Source organism: Thalassovita mediterranea, from assembly GCA_019448215.1.
Classification (GTDB): Bacteria; Pseudomonadota; Alphaproteobacteria; order Caulobacterales; family Hyphomonadaceae; genus Henriciella.
In genome coordinates, this window is sequence record CP080408.1 from 3,130,178 (window position 1) to 3,147,479 (window position 17,302).

Here is a 17,302-nt window from a genome sequence, read left to right on the forward strand (position 1 = left end):
TGGAAGCCGCTCATGGACACAGCGTCCTTGCCGCGCGCATTATCGCTGACATCTATCCCTCACGAGGAAACGCCACCATGAAGCTGACCCCAACGCTCGCTGCCGCCGTCTTTTTTGTCCCTGGCATGACCGCCCAGGCACAGACGTTGCCTGATGCTTTCACGCCCGGTCCCGTGATCGAGGAGTTTGGGCCGTCTGCGACGGTCGAAGATGCCCTGCCCCTCGCCAAAGACGTCGAACTGAAAGTCGCTTTCGACATTGCCGATACCGAAGAGCGCGGTGCGGTGAACCGTCAGTTCGAGACGGTTGCTCGCTTTCTCAATATGCATGCGCGGGCTGGTGTAGACCGGAATGCGATCAAACCCGCCATCGTGGTTCATGGGGGCGCGGCTCAATACCTCGTCCAGCCCAGCCCGACCGAAGATGCCACCGACACGACCCGTCTCGTCATCGCCTTGCTAGACGCGGGCGTGCCGATCTTTCTCTGCGGACAGACGGCGGCCGCACGGGGGCTCACCAGGGATGACCTCCTTCCCGGTGTCGAGCTCTCGCTGTCGGCTATGACCGCACATGCGCAGCTCGCGCAGGACGGCTATTCGCTTAATCCGTTCTAAGAATTAGCCCGGAAACCCTTGTGCCTTCAGGCGTGTGGCCTGATCGGCGGTCTGGCTTGCCTGTGGCCAGGCGCAATAGTCAGCCGCGTAATAGGCGCCGGGGCGGAAATTGCCTGACAGGCCGGGGCCGCCAAAGGGCATGTTGCCAGAGGCGCCCGCGGTCGGCCGGTTCCGATTCAGGATACCGGCGCGCATCTCATTGTGAGCACGCAGCCAGAGCGCATCATCGTCGCTGACAAGCCCGCCGGACAGGCCGAAGCGGGTGTCGTTCGCGTGTGCAATGGCGGCGTCGAAATCCTTCACGCGGTGGATCTGGATGAGCGGGCCGAATAGCTCTTCATCCGGCACGTTGCTCGCATCGGTGACGTCGATGACGCCAGCCGAGACGAACCCGCCGCCGCGGTCCATGCGCTTCAGACGGCGTAGCGATTTACCGCCCGCCTTGGACAGCATGGTCTGAAAGTCGACGGCGGCCTGCGCAGCGTCTTCGGACACGAGCGGCCCCATGAAGATGTCATCTTCGTCCCATGCGCCGATCTTGAGGCCGCGCGCGCGCTCCACGATGGCGTCGATCACCGACTTGCCGAAGGCGTTGTCAGGCACATAGACGCGGCGGGCGCAGGTGCAGCGCTGGCCGGTCGTCAGGAACGCCGACTGGGCGGCGATGTCGCCAGCCGCTTCGGCGTCTGCCGGATCCCACACGATGAGCGGATTATTGCCGCCCATTTCGAGCGCGAGGATGATGTCTGGACGGCCCGCGAAGTGGCGGTGGAAGGCGGTGCCAGTCTTGGCGGACCCTGTAAACAGCACGCCGTTCACGTCTGCATCGAGCAGCGCCGCGCCCGTATCGCGTCCGCCATTCACGACGTTGAGAACGCCTTCAGGAAGGCCCGCCGCCTCGAAGCAGTCGACTATGATCTTCGCGACGGAAGGCGCGAGTTCTGATGGCTTGAAGACGCAGGTGTTGCCTGCGAGCAGCGCCGGAACGATATGGCCGTTCGGCAGGTGGCCGGGGAAATTGAACGGCCCGAATACGGCCATGACGCCATGCGGGCGATGGGTCAGGTGCGCGCCGCCGAAGGCAGTGTCCTGGCTGCGGCCACCGGCGCGTTCCACCTGCGCCTGAATGGAAACAGCGATCTTGCCCTTCATCGCGCCGGCTTCGGCTACCGATTCCCAGCGGGCCTTGCCCATGTCTTCGCTGATGGCTTTTGAGATGTCGTCGGTGCGCTTTTCGACCTCTGCCGCATAGGCTTCGAGGATGCGGGTGCGGGTGTCCTGCGGGACATGGCGCCACGCGCGCCCCGCGTACTGCGCGGCCTCTACCGCGTCATTGACCTGCGCCGTGCTTGCCGCCTGGCCTTCCCAGCTTGTCTCCCCTGTCGCCGGAGAGGTCTTCTCGAACCAGTCTCCGTCGCCAGTGTGCCACTTGCCGTTAATGTACGTGCCTTTCGCCATAGCGCTTGCCTAGCTCCTTAGCCAAAGTCTTGCTGTGCTGCCTGATTGCAGCTTCAGGCGGTCCAGAACCGCCTTCGATGTCACGAACTCATTCTCGCCGCGACTTTCCCCTTCGATGAGGCTGACCCGGATATCGTTGAAGTGGTCATTCGATACAATACCGCTCTCACCGCTCGCCTCACCTTCGATGAGGGTCACGATGCGGCTCTCGCGGATGGTGCGGATGAGTTTACGTGGCGCGGCGACCAGTGGGCCACCATCGAAGATATCCACCGTCCGCTCAAACCGGAAACCTTCCCATTCGAGCAGCTTGAGCGCGCCGACACCGTCGGAGTGACAGCGGCCAATAACTTCACGTGCCTCTGGCGGCAGAAGGTCCACATAGATCGGATATTTCGGCATCAGGTCGAGGATGAACTGATTGTCCGAGACGGCAGACAGAATGTCGGCCTCACTGAAGCTCATGCGGAAGAAGTGCTGGCCGATCGCATCCCAGAATGGGGTCTCGCCCTTGGCGTCGACCACACCGCGCAGTTCTGCCAGCACCATGTCGCCGAAGCGTTCAGGATAGGAGGCCATGAGGAGATAGCGCGACTGGGCTGCCAGCCGCCCTGCCCCGCCGCCGCGATGGGCAGACCGCAGAAACAGCGTGCCGACCTCGGTGAAGCCGACAAACTCATTGGTCAGAATCAGCGCGTCCATATTGTGACGCCGGTCAGCGGCCTGGCTTGCCTGCGCGAGCGTGATCACGCGATAGTTGAAAAAGGGCTGGTCGATACCCGTCCCTGCCTTCACAGCGCTGCACCCACCAATTTCGCCGGTCTCATGATTGACCATCATCATGAGATACTTGCCGTATTGCGGCTGATCGATTTCGCCCGCGAAGGACTTCTCGGATTTCTCCAGCCGTTCGCGGATAATGCCTTCATGCACAGGCAGGCTGGTAAAGCCCGGTCCCGATTCTTCAGCCAGCGTCATCAGCGCGTCGAAATCGTCCCGCCGCGCTGGCCGCATGACGTATGGGGCTGTCATTCCATCAGCGCCTTTATCTTCGCCGCATCGATGCGGCCATCAGCAAACCTGTTGAGGAGCAGCGCCGAAAGCTGAGCCCGCTCCACCAGGCTGGACATGACGACATATTCCTCGCTGGAATGGATGCGCCCGCCCATGACGCCAAGCGTATCGACGTTCGGGACGCCTGCCGCGAAGATATTATTGCCTTCGCAGACGCCGCCCGTGTCCTCAAAGGTCAGCTCCAGTCCAAGCGCCGACCCGGTTTGCGCGACCGCATCAAAGAGAGCCTGCTGCGCATCATTACGCGGCTTTGGAGGACGGTAGAAACCACCATGCAGATGGCCTGTAATGCCGTCGCGAGCTGTCGCTTCCCGGAAGATCCGCTCGACCTCCCAGGTTGCCCACTGCGCTGCATCAGCGTCCGGTGCCCGCGCGCCGAAGCGCACAATAGCAAGGTCCGGCACGATATTGACCGCGCCGCCGCCATCGATTGCGCCGACATTGAAAGAAACGCCTTCGCGCCGCCCGTTGAGGGCTTCAAGATCGACAACGGCGTGCGCTGCCGCTTCAAGTGCGCTGCGGCCGTCTTCCTTGGAGCGGCCAGCATGGGCAGAGCGCCCGTGCAGGACGATGTCGAAAACGGCAGACCCCTTGCGCCCACCCGACATGGCCCCCGTTTCCATGCACGGCTCATATGTCATGCCGACCAGAGCGCCGGACGACGCCGCCTCTTTCAGGGCGCCAGCGCTTGCGAAATTACCAATCTCTTCGTCTGGCGAAATCACGATCTGGTAGCCGAGCTTGTCCTTTAGCGGACCCGCCTCAAACGCCTGCAGTGCGCCAAGCATGACGGACAATCCGCCCTTCATATCGGCGAGGCCGGGGCCATTCTTGCGGCCCTCACCAAGGTCCTTGATCTCGGTGAACGTGCCCGGCGGGAAAACCGTGTCGTAGTGCCCGCTCATCACGACCTGCACAGGGGCCTTTGGCCGCGAGGTCACGCGGAGAATCGGACCTGTCTCGAAGTCGACAGCTTCGCCCCTCTCATCCACCTTTTCAAAAGGCTGGGATTTTTCCAGCTTCACCTCTGCATCGAGCGCGGAAAAGGCATCAGCCAGCTTCGGCGCCAGCGTCTTCAACCCGCCTGCATTCCAGCTTCCGGTGTTGATCGCCGCCCAGTCGAGCATGCGGGACGCCATCTCGTTTTCGGCCGCCGCAATTCGTTCGCAGACGGCTTCGTCTTCAGAATTTTTCTTGCCTAGATCAGTCATGCTTCTTGGTTTCATGGGACGTGAAGAACTGCAAGCCCGTCGCTGGCAGCTTTTGCGGCGTTTGCGCGCGAGGTGGCCCTCACGGTTAACAATCGAGACAGCAGCGTCTAGGAGAAGCGCTTGCAATGCTCAGGAGACAAGACTGTGAGACGACTTTTTGGGTTCGCCGCCCTTGCCGGCCTTTCCCTCGCCCCCGCCGCTGCAGCAGATGACGGCTGGACAGGTGAAGGCTCTTTCTCGGCCGGGTACACGACCGGTAATACCGAGACGGCTGATCTTGGGCTCGGCGTAAAGCTGAACCGGGAACTCGGCTTCTGGACCTATAGCGGCGAAGCCTCGGTCGAATATGGCGAAACCGACTCTGTCGAAACCCGCAACCGTATCTTCCTTGCCGGCGAAGTGGACCGCCAGCTCGGCGACAAGCTCTTCGCTTTTGCCCGCACCTCCTATGAGAAGGACGAATTCTCCGGTTTCGATTCGCGCGTGTTTGTAGGCGGCGGCCTCGGCTACCAGGTCATCGAGAACGAGGCGACGAACTGGTCGGTTCAGGGTGGTCCCGGTATCAAGATTGACGAAGTTCAGGCCACCACGACTGTTCGCAATGGCGTGCCGGTCATCGTTCCAGCCTCGACTGAGCAGTCGCTGTCCGTCGTCGGGCGCTCTGAATTCTCGCACAAATTCAATGAGGCGGTGAGCTTCTCGAACAATTCCGACGTGATCTATGCGAGCGAGTCGACGCAATTCGTGAACGTCACCGCGCTGACCGCCGCACTGACAGATGCCTTCTCGGCGCGCTTTTCATTCGATGTGCGCCATGACACGAATCCGCCGCCTGGATTTGAGGCGACGGATACGGTCACGCGCGCATCGCTGGTTTATGCGTTCGGCGGATAGGGCCGCCTAGACTTTCTCCAGGGCCTGTTCGAGGTCGACCAGAAGATCTTCTGGTGCCTCGACGCCCACCGAGAAGCGGATCAGGCCGTCGGTGAAACCGATCCGCTTGCGGATCTCTTCATCGACGCCTGAATGCGTCGTCGACCCCGGGTGGCACATCAGGCTTTCCGTACCGCCAAGGCTAACTGCCAGCTTCACGAGCTGCAGGTTGTCGAGGAGCCGGAAAGCCGCTTCCTTGCCGCCTTTTACATCGAACGAGAAGGTTGAACCGGCCGCCTCGCACTGTTCGTCGAACACCTTGCGCTGCGGGTCACCTTCTTCGAGGAAGGCTGGGTACATCACCTTCCCGATCTTCGGATGGTCGCGAAGGAATTCGGCGCAGATGCGGGCATTGTCGAACGCCTTTTCCATACGCATGCGCACCGTCTCCAGCGAGCGGGTCAGCAGCCAGCAAGTGTGGGCATCCAGCGTCGTGCCGAGATAGTTACGGACGCGGCGGATCTTGGCGATCACGGCTTCGCTGCCGATCGCTGCGCCGCCGACCAGATCGGAGTGACCGCCGATATATTTGGTGAGCGAGTAGAGCGCGATATCAGCGCCATGCTTGATCGGCAGGTGGCCAATCGGGCCCATCATCGTGTTGTCACACATGATGATCGGGCGATGCCCAGTTTCCTTCTCGATCGTGTCAGCGACGCGCTTGCAGGCCGCGATATCAACCAGCGCATTGGTCGGGTTGGCCGGCGATTCGGTGAAGATGACGCTCAGCGGGCCGGTCTTGGCTGCCTCGCGCGCCCGCTCAAGGATCTTTTCCTCACTGGCCCAGGCATCCATCTCGAACGGCGTCACGCCAAAGTCCGGCATGAAGCTGCGCATGAAGACCTCGGTACCGCCATAGAGTGGGCTGGAGTGAAGGATGGTGGTCCCTGCCCCGGCGCAGGCGAGCAGCGCCGTCGTGATCGCGCCCATGCCTGATGAGAAGACCAGTGCCATCTCACCGGCATCATAAAGCGTGAGACGGTCTTCGAGCACTTCCATGTTCGGATTGTTGAAGCGCGTATAGATGAGGTCGGCTTCTTCCGGGTCATCTGCGAGGCGCTTGCCAGCCAGCTGGCGGAACAGCGCTTCGCCATCGCGGGCCGATTTGAAGGCGAAGGTCGACGTCATGAAGATTGGCGGCTTGATCGAGTTCTCCGACATGGCCGGATCAAAGCCGTAGCCCATGACGAGGGATTCCGGTTTCAGCTTGTGCTCACCAATCTTGCGCTTGCGATAATGTTTGTCTGGCTTGCTCATCAGAGGTGTCCTTTGAATTGATTGGTTGCAACTGAAACCATTTAGCGGCCGGGTTCAAGCATTCCCCTGTGAGCCGAAATGAAAAACCCCGGCGCCTTTGCAAGCGCCGGGGTCGATGTCTTCTGGATTTGGCTGGCGCCTAGCTGCCGCTGATCCGCTGGAATTCGGCGCGGGCCTCAGCGAGGCGCTCATCGACCGTTGAACAGGCTTCAGGCGCATTGCCTTCACCCAGAACGGCGAGCTGCTCACAGCGACGCTTTTCGTTCTCGGTGTCCTGCACGAGGCTCTGGGCTTCGAAGCGGACAAGCGCAGCTTCGGTCTGCTCTTCAGAGCGCATGAAATCGAGCCAACCGCGGCCACCACGATTGTTGGCGTTGGAGAAGGCTTCACGAGCGCCAGCACGGTCGCCGCGCTCATAACGTGATTGACCGATCAGGACCCAGGCAAGACCGCGATCCTGAACGCCGCCGGTATTCAGCGCGCGGGTCAGTGCTTCTTCGGCTTCTGCCCATTCCTGAAGCTCAGCATAGGAGCGGCCGAGGCGCTCATACATCGCGCCGCTATTGTTCATGCGGGCTGCTTCCTCAATCACCGGAATGGCGCGGTCGAACTCACGTGCCACCTGATAGAGGTTGGCGAGAAGTTCCATCCGCTCATACGTCTTGGAAACGCGGCCGGCATTCATTTCCTTCTCGAGGACCTGAGCGGCCTGATAAGGCGCGTTGAACCGGTTGTAGAAGTTCACGATGCGCATGATCTCGTCCTCTTTGGTGAGGATACCGCCGAGATACATGGCTTTCTGGACTTCGAACGCCTTGCGCTCCTGCTCACCAGCGAAATAGTCGCCAGCGATCGCGTCCCACAGACGACGCTCATTCGGGTTACGGGCGAGAAGCGTCTCAAGAAGCTCCGCCTTCTTCGCGCGCTGGCCGGTCTCGTCATAGAGGAAGATCAGGAAGTCATAGACCTGACGCTCTGCGTTCGGACCATCAGTGCGGAAGACTTCTTCGGCCCAACGAAGCGCTTCCTGATTGCGGCCGAGCTTCTGGTTGACCACAGCAAGCTGCCACTTGCCGTCGCGGTCTGGCGTACCGCCAGCCTGGGTCCACTTCTGAGAGTATTCCAGCGCCTTTTCCAGATTGTTCTGGCTCAGATAGATCTGGAAGATGTTGTAATAGGTGTTCTTGCGCTCGCTGGCGGGAATGTAGCCCTGGTTGATAGCCTGTTCGAGATCGCGAACGGCGCCTGCATAGTCGCCTGCTTCGATCTTGATCGCGGCACCCAGCTTCAGAATCGCGCCCTGCTCATAGCAGTTCAGCTCCTGATTACGCAGCTGGTTCAACGCACTGAGAGCGGCCTGCGGATTATCATTCTGCAAAAGCTCGGTTTCGGCTTTCAGGTAAAGCTCGCCAGTCGTCGAGCTGAATTCGGTGGCTTCGCAATTAGCGCCCTGGGCCATTGCGGCGCCGGCGCCCATGACAGACATCGCGCCAACAATGACTGCGCTTTTCAGTACGGTCTTGAATCCCATGGTGTCTCACTCCTTTTCGCCGATAGCGGCGGAAACTCTCTCATGCACTTCGCCTACAGGCTTGAACGTGCATCTGCCTGAATTTGATCCGCCGGCGATATATCTGTTTTATCGGCAGTTAGCGTCACTTCGCTTTGTTTTAAGATATGCTTGCTCAGGCCCGCCACGTCAACGCTTCAGCGGCGCGCCAGCGCACTCGTTCAGTCTTCAATGCCAAATTCGAGCGGATAGACAACGCCAGTTCGCGTCACAGGCGTACCTTTTACGATTTTTGGCACGAATCTGACCTGTTTCACGGCACGCTCAGCCTCGCGGCGAAAGCCGTCATGACTGCAGATAGCGTCCACGTTGAATGGCCGCCCCTGTGGATCGACGCTCAAGTGTACCTCGCAGCTACCTTCGATGCCGCGTGCCTCCATCGGGGCCGGATAGACGACACTCGGCGGCTGAATTGGCCGTATGTCACGCTCATTGATTGCCACTGGCGAGATGACCAGCCGATCCAACAGGCTTCCAGTATCGAGACGCGTGTCGACCGGCGTGAACGCCACCGGGGTCAATGAGACGTCACCGGCGGACGCCTTGAAAGGCGGCACTGGCGGCGGCGGCGTGGCAAGGTCGAGTTGTTCTGGCCGTGGGGTAACCTGCGGCTTGCTCGGTGGGTCGTCGGGCATTGTGAGGACGACGATCTCGCGCGCGGCTTCGGGCTCTGGCGGGATAAATTCGCTACTGATCATTGATTTCATGAATGAAAACAGACCGATGACGATGGCTGCAGCAATTGGCAGACCAACGATCGGCCGCAAGAGGGAATTCTGAAACATGGCATTCTCCCTTATATGTGTAATGTTATACTATTCCTTTTAAGCAATCCTGTCAACGTCAGGCGGCGCTAGATTGATGGAAGCCCTGTTGCGGCGAGGCACCGGCGCGTCGTTAAGTAATTTCGTTGTGCTTGGGTGAAGGGCAGGCTCGCCGTCACTTGCCCGCCTCAGCACGAGCTTACCCGTTCGCACTGCCTGAGCGAGTGAGTGTTTGCGGGAATTGACGCGCTTCACAGCTTTGATGGAAGGGCTGCTGACAGGCTCCATGCCCCTCGCCAGACGAGCGCCGTGATTTCCCCTGCCCCAAACGCAAAAAAGCCCGGCCATTGCGGCCGGGCTTTTGTGATTTGTACTTTCGCTCGGGCTTAGCCGTCCAGTTGGAACTGGAGCGGATAGACCACATTGCGACGCTCTGCAGGCTGACCGCGAACGATCTTCGGCGCGAATTCGACGCGCTGAACCGCACGCTCTGCTTCACGCTTGAAGACGCTATCGCTGCAGTTGGCCTGCACGTTGTAAGGACGGCCACGTGTGTCCACATCGAAACGGACGTCGCAGGTACCTTCGATGCCCCGCTCAGCTGCGCGCTGAGGATAGGTTGGCACCGGCGGACGGATCGGCTGGGCGTCACGGTCCGAGATGGCAACCGGGTCGATCGCAAGCGAGTCGAGACGGTCGACATTGAGCTCCGTTGGCGCAGCACCCTGGATGCTAGGCGTCGGAAGATCGATGTCAGAACGCGAAGCCGACATTTTCGGTGGTGGCGGCGGCTTGTCCGCGGAATCGAGCCGCTGCGGCTTGTTCCGGGCGCGTGTCCGCACCTCCTGGCTGTCGTCTGCAGGCGTGATACGCTCAAGGACGCGCTGCTCGGCATTTTCCGGCTGCTCATAGTCCTGGTTGATCATCTTGTACATGAACGTGAAGAGCGCGAACACCACGATCGCCGCGAGCGGAATACCAATAATCAGTCGGATAATTGGATTAGAAAACATGCGTTTCTCCTATTCTCGCTCGACGGAAACCGGCACTGCGGTCAAACCATCTTCGTTGTTGATGATCTCCAGCAACGAGATCAGAACACCCGCGTCAGAATCCTGGTCCGCCTGGACGACGAGGCGCCCTTTCGGATTGTCTTCGCGAAGTTCGCGAATACGGAAACCGACTTCCTGAAGCGTCACGACTTCCTTGTCGATGTAGATATCGCTCTCTTCATCGATCGCGATCAGGATACCGAGAGGGTTTTGCCGCTCGGTATTGTCCACTTCGGTCCTGCTGATTTCGACACCAGGCTCCTTGATGAACTGTGCGGTCACAATGAAGAAGATGAGGAGGATGAACACCACGTCAAGCATGGGCGTGAGGTTTACATCATCTTCAGCAGACGAATCGGACGCCAAAATACGTTTTCTACGTGCCATATTCTGGTCTCCTAACTTTCACTCTGAACGATGTTCACCCGGGTCATCTGGGCATTGTACGCCTCGTCACGGATCTTCACGATCGTGCCGGTGCGAGCCTGAGGATGGGCCTGGATGATGAGCGCGCTCTCAGGGTTTTCTGCCCGCAGACGCTCCATGTTCGCCCGAACACCACCGATATCCGTCAGACGGCCATTCACGGTGATGAGGTTGTCCTCACCGACGTAAATGAGAATTGCGGACTGGTCCGGGTTGCTTTCGGCTTGTGACGGCGGCGGCGGTGGCTCAAGGCCAAGCGCCTCCTCCTGGATGAAGGTCGATGTCACAATGAAGAAGATGAGAAGGATGAAGACCACATCCAGCATCGGCGTAAGATCGACGCTTGCCTCATCGGCCTGTTTCGATTGTCTGCCTCGCATTATGCAATCTCCATTTCGTCTTCTACGCCCTGCACCAGGCGATTGACCTTACGGTCCATGCCGGAGGTGAACAGGATACCGGAGATGGATGCGACCATCCCTGCCATGGTCGGAATCGTCGCTTGCGACACACCGCCAGACATGGATTTGGCATCAGCACCGTCGGTGATTGCCATCACATCGAACACCGCGACCATGCCGGTCACTGTACCCAGAAGACCGAGCAGTGGAGCGAGAGCCACCATTGCCTTGGTCATCTGGACGTTCGCTTCAGCTTTCATCCGGACTTCCGAGATCAGCTTGTCGCGAACCCAGTGTGCCAGCACTGACTTGCGGTCCGACCGGGCGTTCCACTCTTCGATCGCTTCACGAGCGACCGATTTGTGGGCCAGGCGGAAGTAGAACAGCCGTTCCAGAATAAGCGCCCACATGATGAACGTCGCCACCATGATGACAAGCAGGACGGGCCCGCCACGCGCCAGAAATTCTTCAAGCTGGTTAAGTCCTAGTCCCATAGGGGTACCTCCCGAAGGAGGTGACGGCTGTTAAGCCGTCACCGTGTTGGACTCTGCACGCTCAGCAACGGGGCCTGCGGCTTGCTCATCGAGGATCTGCTGGTTGCCACGTGCCATGGAGGACGCGATGGCGTGGAGCAGAAGCAGCGGGATAGCTGCGACGAGACCAAGAACCGTCGTCATGAGAGCAACCGAGATACCGCCTGCCATCAGCTTCGGATCGCCGGCACCGAAGTTGGTGATGGCGGTAAAGGTGATGATCATACCGATAACCGTACCGAGAAGGCCGAGAAGCGGTGCAACAGCGGCAAGAACCTTAACGACGTCGTTGAAGCGCTCGATTTTCGGCGATTCGCGGAGGATCTGCTCGTCAAGCTTCAGCTCGAGGGACTCAAGATCCTGATGCTTGTTCTGCTCGTAAGCCTCGAAGACGCGGGCCAGCGGGTTGCCGGTACCTGCCTTGCGGGTCTTGGCGGTGCGGCGCATCGCGGAACCCATGAGGAAGAGCGTGACGATCTTGAAGATCGCGAACACAGCGCCGATCGCCAGAAGGGTCAGGATCACGTAACCAACCGTACCACCTTGCTGGATGCGCTGTTCGAAGGTCGGCATTTCGCCGGCAACTGCGAACAGGTCACCCTTGGATGGGTCAACCGGGGTGATCACGGTTTCGCCTGGCTCAGAGTTGATCAGGCTGCGCATTGCGGATGCGAAGTTACCGCCTGGCTGTGCCTTGAGCACGCGCAGGTAAGGCTCATCGGTGTCTTCCGTGATGACCTCGACGAAGCGGACATCGTCGGTCGTTGCAGCGGTGAAGATACCGACACGCATCAGCTCGACGTCTGCAATTTCGCCTTCTGGGCCAGCGCCAGCAACGGACGTCGTGAAGGTCTTGACCTCAGACTGGGCGATCATTTCCTGCAGCATGGCTTTAGGAAGGGCGTCCAGGTCTTCGCGGGTCGGAAGCGAACGGGCTTCGGAAACTTCAGCGAGTTTCTCGGCACGGCCACCATACTCGTAGTTGGAGAGCGATTCACGAATGATCGGCATCGTCTCACCAGCGGCGGTACGGAACTGACCAAGCAGTTCGCCGAAGTCACCAGCCTGGGTTTCAAGCTCGGCGGACAGTTCGGAAAGCTGACGCTCGTTTTCGTCGAATTCTGCCGAAAGGGCGCGGCCGCGAGCCTCGGCTGCCTGAAGCTGCGAACGAGCTTCGGACATACGGGACTGCTGCTCAGCCGTTTCCTGACGGAATTCCTGCAGACGGCGCTGGTCTTCAGCCGACATCTGCTGGGAGTCCTGCTGGACGCGGCGCAGAATGTCGCTGAGCGACACATTGCTGTTCTGCGCGACGGCAGGGGCGGTAATCGTAAATGCAGAACCTGCAACAAGCGCTGCCGCGCCAAGGGTCTGCAGAGACTTCTTGAAGTTTTTCATCTCAAATTCCTCTGGATCGGTGGCGCTTAGACTTCGACATCAAGCTTGGAAGCCGGTGCGTAAAGAACGCTCGGCGTCGTGGTGCCTTTTGCGACCTTGATCGCGGTGGCGATGTCTTCCTTGAAGCGGTTCTCGACCGGCACCCACTGCTGCTCATTGCGGTCCCAGCGGGCTGCATAGCGGCGGTCAGGCGACATGTAGACGAGTGCGACGCGGCCATAGAGGAACATGTCGACCATCACGGTATTGCCGTTGATGTCGAGTTCCTGCGGCCAGGTGTCGATCGTACGGCCATATTCCATCTCGGACTTATAAGCCTCGATGATCAGGCGGTATTGTTCGACGATCGGGACCTGTGCGTTTTCCATCGCTGCACGAAGGGTAGCGATGCGCTCCATGCGCTCTTCGGTGCGGAATGGAAGGTCCGCCTGAACGAAGGCCTCGAGGTCTGCGATCATGTCCAGAAGCATTGGCGTCGTCTGTGCGGTGATCTCGTCAACGCGGCCAAGCTGCTCGGTAAGCGATTCAAGCTCGCGGCGCTGGCTTTCTACGACTTTCTCCTGCTGGCGCGCATAAAGCTGCGCTGCCTGCGTGCGCTGGAGAAGGGTGCGGAATTCGCTCACCAGGTCGGACCGTTGATCGTCGAGCTGGTTGATCTGCTCCTGCACCTGCTCGGCTCTGCGGGTTGCCTGTTCGCCGGTGTCAAGCGCCTGGCGCAACTGGCTTTGCGCCACTGCTGGCATTGCCAGCCCGGCGATAAGAGCCGCCGCGATAACACCCCGCGCCGGTGTCAGTACTTCTTTCATGAGGTTTGCCTCTCACTCTCCGAATGGTCATGCAGTCCAATGCTGCACGGTGAAATTCCGAAACGGCCTGCACCCCCTGAACGGTGGGCCGCTACTCTATGCTCAACCCGGAAACACACACATTCCGGCAGTTCGGAGGCGGACATCTCGAGGACACCCGGCACCTCCCCATTTTCTCGGAGCGCTCTTTCGCGCTCTTCTTTTACAGACTTGATCCGGCAATACCGTCGGTATTCAAGCGCCATTCGTCATGACGGTAGCAACACGTCCGACGTGGATCAATGGGTCTTGCTTGCCGTTAAAACGCTAAGCGGATCAAATCGCAAGCACAATCCCGTATCGCAGTAGGTACACGGGCCCATTTGCGCTTGTCGCGGGTAATTTGAGGAGAATTTCTCGCCTGAGAGGCGCATAGGCGCCTGCTGATTGGGCAAACGCGGGACCTTATCGGTCAATCAAGAGAGAGTGGCTGGGGTACCAGGATTCGAACCTGGGAATGTCGATACCAAAAACCGATGCCTTACCACTTGGCGATACCCCAACATCTCAGGAAGGCCGGGTCATACTCAAACTGTATGACGGTTGCAACACCCCTCTTCAGACAATGACAGTCAAAGCGATTGCAGCAGGTTAAAGCGCCCCGTCTTGTCAGTATTTGGCCTCTATTATATAGCGGCGCGCTCCAGATCGGAACATAGCTCAGCCTGGTAGAGCACCGTCTTCGGGAGGCGGGGGTCGGAGGTTCGAATCCTCCTGTTCCGACCATTCTGGCTCTCGCGCCGTGATCGAGCCAATAAAATAAGCCTCTCACATCTGCTCTTTACTTTTATTCGATAAGGGTCATATCGTTAACCGATAATACTGGGTTTGGAGTTTATTCATCTTGAAGACGTTTTTCACAGCCTTCGGCGGCGCCATCGTCGGCACTATTCTTGGTGCGGTGCTGCTGGCCTTCATCGCGGCCGCCATGATTGGCGGCTTTGTCAATTCTCAGCTGTCCTCTTTCCAGAGCGATGGAAGCGCATCCGGAAACACGGTCCTGACACTGGACCTGCGCGATGAGATCGCTGATCAGCCCGCGACTCAGGGGCTTGGCGCAATTTTCGGCCAGAAGGGCTTCGTCAACGTTCTCACCCGGCTTGATGCTGCGCGCACCGATGAAAACGTCAAAGGCGTCTTTATCCGTGCGAGCGAATACTCGGTCGGTTCGTCCCGCGCCGAGGAGCTGCGCGACGCGATCCATCGCCTCCGCGACGCAGGCAAGTTTGTCATTGTCTCCTCCCAAGGCACTTATGCCGGTGGCCCGTCCGCGCTGCGCGCAGTTGCTGCGGCTGACGAGATCTGGGTGCAGCCGGGCGGCGACTATCTGCCGGGCGGCATCGTCTTCGAAACCCTGTTCTTCAAGGACCTGCTCGACCGCCTGAACGTGACGGCCGAGATCGAACAGTTCTACGAGTACAAGAATGCGCCGAACGTCTACAAGCAGACCGGCTATACAGAACCGCACCGCGAAGCGATGACCGCTCTTGCCGAGTCGCTCTGGAGCGTTTCGCTGCAAGACATCGCCGAGGATCGCGGCATCAGCATGACCGCGCTCAGCGATGCACTGACCTCTGGCCCGCTGAGCCCACAGGCCATGATCGACGCAGGCATCGCAGACCAGCTTGGCTGGCCTGAAGACGCAATGGAAGCGGCCAAGACGCGCGCAGGCGAAGATGCCAAGATGCTCGACATCCTCGAGTATACGCCGAAATCTGCACCGCTCGGCTCCAAGATGATCGCGGTTGTTGGCGGTGAAGGCCCAATCGTTACGGGCGGCGCGTCAGGCGACCTTATCAATGCGGGCTCTGCTTTCGCGTCCGACATGATTGCCAGCGCGATTCTCGAGGCTGGCCGCGATGACGATGTGTCCGCCATCGTCTTCCGCGTCGACAGCCCGGGTGGCTCACCGACCGCCTCCGACCAGATCTGGAATGCGATCGAGACCATCCAGCGCGAAACCGAAAAGCCGGTCATCGTCTCCATGGGCTCAGTTGCCGCGTCGGGTGGCTATTATGTCTCCACTGGCGCTGACTGGATCATGGCGAGCCGTTCGACCATCACCGGTTCTATCGGTATCTTCGGCGGCAAGCTCGCCCTGGCCGAGGGCCTTCGCCAGATCGGCGTCAATGCAGAGACCGTCTCTGTTGGCGGCCCGTTCGCAGGCGCCCTCTCCACGCTTGAGGGTTTCACCGACGAGCAACGCGGCATGCTGACGGCCTGGCTTGGACGCGGCTATGACCGCTTCATCGGCCTTGTCGCAGAAGGCCGTGACATGAGCGTTGAGCAAGTCGACGACATTGCCCGTGGCCGCGTCTGGTCTGGCGCTGACGCACTCGAGATCGGCCTTGTCGATGAGATTGGCGGCCTGATGGACGCCATCGCAAAGGCACGTGAGCTTGCAGGCGTCGAGGAAGACACCGAGACCCGCGTGAAGTTCTATCCTGTGCCGCAGGGTGGCATCCCCGGCCTCGGCCCGATGAGTGAAGCGTCAGCAAGTGATCTGCAGACCCTCGCCCGCCTCAGCGCTGTCCTGGAGGACGAGCGCGTGCAGATGCTGATCGAACAGGGCAGCATGATGCAGGATGCGCCGGTCCAGGCCCGCGGGCCCATGATGATCGAACGCTAGGCAGGCATTTCCTGCTCAACACGACAAGCGGGTGGGCCTGCGCCCGCCCGCTTGATCGTTGGGAGGGGGCCGTCTAACCCCCGTCATAGTCAAACGGGATTGATGGACAGATGAGCGATAGTTCCACCAGCAATGAGCGTCGGCACACGGCAGAAACCGCCGAAACCATGGCGGATGTACGCTATGAAATTGACCGGCTGGACCGGATCCTCGTTGGCCTTCTGCAGGAACGCCAGTCCTTCATGGACGCAGCCGCCCGAATCAAGGGCTCACGATCCATCGTGCATGACCGCGCCCGTATTGAAGACGTTGTGGCAAAGGTTCTGGCCGAATCAAAGCGCCAAGGCCTCTCGCCCGCGATCGCAGAGCCAGTCTGGCGTACACTGATCGACCGTTGCATTGCCTATGAGTTTGAGGCTTTTGACGCTCTCAAACCGGGTCTCGACAAGGCGTGAGACACGCGGCTGCACGCTTCCAGCGTGCGGGCGAGCTGATCCTTCACATCATTCAATAGAAGCGCCGCGCCTGCCGGGCTTGGCGGATTGTTCCTGCCTGCCTGCTCGGCGGCCTGACAGGCAGCGGCCAGATCCTCCGCGCCAATACTGAGGGCTGCGCCTTTCAGTGTATGGGCCGCGTCTGCCCATTGGCTCGCATCAGCGCGCGGGTCCAGCATGCGGGACCAGATCTGAGCCTGCTGCTGGAAGATACCAATGACTTCATCGGCAAGATCAGCATCGCCTCCAGTCATGGACAGAAGGTGCTCTATGTTGATCGGCGTGTCGGCCATGTCTGGTCTTCCAGTCCTGATGCGGTGCTTGACCAGCAAAGTGGCATGACATCCCTTATCCGGCGGTTAAACGCGACCTCCCCTTCCGCCGACAGTTGCGATTGCAAATGATGACAGGAACGGCTATTCTTTAGTCTCTAGGTGGTAGGGAAATTCCATGATCGCGCTTCTTGTGACGCTCCGCGACTTTTTCGTCGCTATCCTGATCAGCTGGCTTGGCCTTGCAGCAGAGCCTGCAGACAAGCAGGTCCAGCAGGAACCAACACAGCCGCAGATGGCTTCGCTGGCGGTCTTCCGCTAGCCGAAAGGGCCTTTCGGGCCCGCTCAAGCACACCTCGTTTCCAAACGAA

Annotated in this window: 18 protein-coding genes and 2 tRNA genes; 6 read left to right on the forward strand and 14 right to left on the reverse strand. The window is 59.7% G+C overall.

Annotation, left to right across the window (positions count from 1 at the left end; genetic code table 11):
- Positions 1 to 77 precede the first annotated feature (77 nt).
- A complete protein-coding gene (locus tag KUV46_15310; GenBank protein ID QYJ00681.1) occupies positions 78 to 614 on the forward strand; it encodes a DsrE family protein in 537 nt (178 codons plus the stop codon).
- Positions 615 to 617: 3 nt separating this feature from the next.
- On the opposite strand, the gene astD is transcribed toward KUV46_15310, so the two are convergent.
- From astD to KUV46_15325, 3 genes are read right to left on the reverse strand one after another with little or no spacing between them, the layout of a single operon-like run.
- Positions 618 to 2,072, reverse strand: coding sequence for a succinylglutamate-semialdehyde dehydrogenase (gene astD / locus KUV46_15315; GenBank protein QYJ00682.1), 1,455 nt, complete (start codon positions 2,070 to 2,072; stop codon positions 618 to 620).
- Between the two features lie 9 nt (positions 2,073 to 2,081).
- Positions 2,082 to 3,104 (reverse strand): arginine N-succinyltransferase, encoded by a 1,023-nt coding sequence (locus KUV46_15320; GenBank protein ID QYJ00683.1) that lies wholly within the window; start codon positions 3,102 to 3,104, stop codon positions 2,082 to 2,084.
- A complete protein-coding gene (locus KUV46_15325) occupies positions 3,101 to 4,357 on the reverse strand; it encodes a hydrolase (protein ID QYJ00684.1) in 1,257 nt (418 codons plus the stop codon). Before KUV46_15325 ends, KUV46_15320 begins: the two co-directional genes overlap by 4 nt.
- A 144-nt stretch (positions 4,358 to 4,501) precedes the next feature.
- Between KUV46_15325 and KUV46_15330 the strand changes: the two genes are divergently transcribed.
- On the forward strand, positions 4,502 to 5,251 hold the full coding sequence (locus tag KUV46_15330) for a DUF481 domain-containing protein (protein ID QYJ00685.1): 750 nt from the start codon (positions 4,502 to 4,504) through the stop codon (positions 5,249 to 5,251).
- 6 nt (positions 5,252 to 5,257) lie between these two features.
- Here the strand turns inward: KUV46_15330 and KUV46_15335 are convergent, their stop codons facing one another.
- The 10 genes from KUV46_15335 to KUV46_15380 all read right to left on the reverse strand — a co-directional run bounded on the left by KUV46_15335 (position 5,258) and on the right by KUV46_15380 (position 14,038).
- Entirely contained in the window at positions 5,258 to 6,547 is a 1,290-nt protein-coding gene (locus tag KUV46_15335; GenBank protein ID QYJ00686.1) for a cystathionine gamma-synthase family protein, read from the reverse strand.
- 139 nt (positions 6,548 to 6,686) lie between these two features.
- A complete protein-coding gene (locus tag KUV46_15340) occupies positions 6,687 to 8,078 on the reverse strand; it encodes a tetratricopeptide repeat protein (GenBank protein ID QYJ00687.1) in 1,392 nt (463 codons plus the stop codon).
- A 200-nt stretch (positions 8,079 to 8,278) separates the two neighbouring features.
- Positions 8,279 to 8,902, reverse strand: coding sequence for a TonB family protein (locus KUV46_15345; GenBank protein ID QYJ00688.1), 624 nt, complete (start codon positions 8,900 to 8,902; stop codon positions 8,279 to 8,281).
- 365 nt (positions 8,903 to 9,267) lie between these two features.
- Positions 9,268 to 9,894 carry a TonB family protein gene (locus KUV46_15350; protein QYJ00689.1) on the reverse strand — a complete coding sequence of 209 codons (627 nt, stop codon included), beginning with the start codon at positions 9,892 to 9,894 and terminating at the stop codon, positions 9,268 to 9,270.
- 9 nt (positions 9,895 to 9,903) lie between these two features.
- Positions 9,904 to 10,320, reverse strand: coding sequence for a biopolymer transporter ExbD (locus KUV46_15355; GenBank protein ID QYJ00690.1), 417 nt, complete (start codon positions 10,318 to 10,320; stop codon positions 9,904 to 9,906).
- An 11-nt stretch (positions 10,321 to 10,331) separates the two neighbouring features.
- Positions 10,332 to 10,739: a biopolymer transporter ExbD gene (locus KUV46_15360; GenBank protein QYJ00691.1), complete on the reverse strand. Its 408-nt coding sequence runs from the start codon at positions 10,737 to 10,739 to the stop codon at positions 10,332 to 10,334.
- Positions 10,739 to 11,254 carry a MotA/TolQ/ExbB proton channel family protein gene (locus KUV46_15365; GenBank protein QYJ00692.1) on the reverse strand — a complete coding sequence of 172 codons (516 nt, stop codon included), beginning with the start codon at positions 11,252 to 11,254 and terminating at the stop codon, positions 10,739 to 10,741. Before KUV46_15365 ends, KUV46_15360 begins: the two co-directional genes overlap by 1 nt.
- Before the next feature lie 30 nt (positions 11,255 to 11,284).
- Entirely contained in the window at positions 11,285 to 12,691 is a 1,407-nt protein-coding gene (locus KUV46_15370; protein ID QYJ00693.1) for a MotA/TolQ/ExbB proton channel family protein, read from the reverse strand.
- A gap of 26 nt (positions 12,692 to 12,717) precedes the next feature.
- Positions 12,718 to 13,497 (reverse strand): DUF3450 domain-containing protein, encoded by a 780-nt coding sequence (locus KUV46_15375; protein ID QYJ00694.1) that lies wholly within the window; start codon positions 13,495 to 13,497, stop codon positions 12,718 to 12,720.
- Between the two features lie 466 nt (positions 13,498 to 13,963).
- A tRNA-Gln gene (locus tag KUV46_15380) sits at positions 13,964 to 14,038 on the reverse strand.
- Positions 14,039 to 14,185: 147 nt separating this feature from the next.
- Here KUV46_15380 and KUV46_15385 point away from each other — a divergent pair.
- From KUV46_15385 to KUV46_15395, 3 genes are all read left to right on the forward strand, one after another.
- Positions 14,186 to 14,262, forward strand: a tRNA-Pro gene (locus KUV46_15385).
- A 118-nt stretch (positions 14,263 to 14,380) separates the two neighbouring features.
- Positions 14,381 to 16,165 (forward strand): signal peptide peptidase SppA, encoded by a 1,785-nt coding sequence (sppA, locus tag KUV46_15390; GenBank protein QYJ00695.1) that lies wholly within the window; start codon positions 14,381 to 14,383, stop codon positions 16,163 to 16,165.
- 110 nt (positions 16,166 to 16,275) lie between these two features.
- Positions 16,276 to 16,620, forward strand: a complete 345-nt coding sequence (locus tag KUV46_15395) for a chorismate mutase (GenBank protein ID QYJ00696.1) — start codon at positions 16,276 to 16,278, stop codon at positions 16,618 to 16,620.
- On the opposite strand, the gene KUV46_15400 is transcribed toward KUV46_15395, so the two are convergent.
- The gene (locus KUV46_15400) at positions 16,569 to 16,952 is read right to left on the reverse strand and encodes an Hpt domain-containing protein (GenBank protein QYJ00697.1); all 384 of its coding nucleotides are present in this window, start codon (positions 16,950 to 16,952) and stop codon (positions 16,569 to 16,571) included. The two genes, KUV46_15395 and KUV46_15400, sit on opposite strands and share 52 nt — an antisense overlap.
- A gap of 157 nt (positions 16,953 to 17,109) precedes the next feature.
- Here KUV46_15400 and KUV46_15405 point away from each other — a divergent pair, with 157 nt between their 5' ends.
- Positions 17,110 to 17,253, forward strand: coding sequence for a hypothetical protein (locus KUV46_15405; GenBank protein QYJ00698.1), 144 nt, complete (start codon positions 17,110 to 17,112; stop codon positions 17,251 to 17,253).
- The last annotated feature ends 49 nt before the right edge of the window (positions 17,254 to 17,302 follow it).

Excerpts from the sequence above, each read along its gene's own strand:
- KUV46_15310 (QYJ00681.1), top strand. The coding sequence starts at position 78 with ATGAAGCTGACCCCAACGCTCGCTGCCGCCGTCTTTTTTGTCCCTGGC.
- astD (QYJ00682.1), bottom strand. The coding sequence starts at position 2,072 with ATGGCGAAAGGCACGTACATTAACGGCAAGTGGCACACTGGCGACGGA.
- KUV46_15320 (QYJ00683.1), bottom strand. The coding sequence starts at position 3,104 with ATGACAGCCCCATACGTCATGCGGCCAGCGCGGCGGGACGATTTCGAC.
- KUV46_15325 (QYJ00684.1), bottom strand. The coding sequence starts at position 4,357 with ATGACTGATCTAGGCAAGAAAAATTCTGAAGACGAAGCCGTCTGCGAA.
- KUV46_15335 (QYJ00686.1), bottom strand. The coding sequence starts at position 6,547 with ATGAGCAAGCCAGACAAACATTATCGCAAGCGCAAGATTGGTGAGCAC.
- KUV46_15340 (QYJ00687.1), bottom strand. The coding sequence starts at position 8,078 with ATGGGATTCAAGACCGTACTGAAAAGCGCAGTCATTGTTGGCGCGATG.
- KUV46_15345 (QYJ00688.1), bottom strand. The coding sequence starts at position 8,902 with ATGTTTCAGAATTCCCTCTTGCGGCCGATCGTTGGTCTGCCAATTGCT.
- KUV46_15350 (QYJ00689.1), bottom strand. The coding sequence starts at position 9,894 with ATGTTTTCTAATCCAATTATCCGACTGATTATTGGTATTCCGCTCGCG.
- KUV46_15355 (QYJ00690.1), bottom strand. The coding sequence starts at position 10,320 with ATGGCACGTAGAAAACGTATTTTGGCGTCCGATTCGTCTGCTGAAGAT.
- KUV46_15360 (QYJ00691.1), bottom strand. The coding sequence starts at position 10,739 with ATGCGAGGCAGACAATCGAAACAGGCCGATGAGGCAAGCGTCGATCTT.
- KUV46_15365 (QYJ00692.1), bottom strand. The coding sequence starts at position 11,254 with ATGGGACTAGGACTTAACCAGCTTGAAGAATTTCTGGCGCGTGGCGGG.
- KUV46_15370 (QYJ00693.1), bottom strand. The coding sequence starts at position 12,691 with ATGAAAAACTTCAAGAAGTCTCTGCAGACCCTTGGCGCGGCAGCGCTT.
- KUV46_15375 (QYJ00694.1), bottom strand. The coding sequence starts at position 13,497 with ATGAAAGAAGTACTGACACCGGCGCGGGGTGTTATCGCGGCGGCTCTT.
- KUV46_15395 (QYJ00696.1), top strand. The coding sequence starts at position 16,276 with ATGAGCGATAGTTCCACCAGCAATGAGCGTCGGCACACGGCAGAAACC.
- KUV46_15400 (QYJ00697.1), bottom strand. The coding sequence starts at position 16,952 with ATGGCCGACACGCCGATCAACATAGAGCACCTTCTGTCCATGACTGGA.
- KUV46_15405 (QYJ00698.1), top strand. The coding sequence starts at position 17,110 with ATGATCGCGCTTCTTGTGACGCTCCGCGACTTTTTCGTCGCTATCCTG.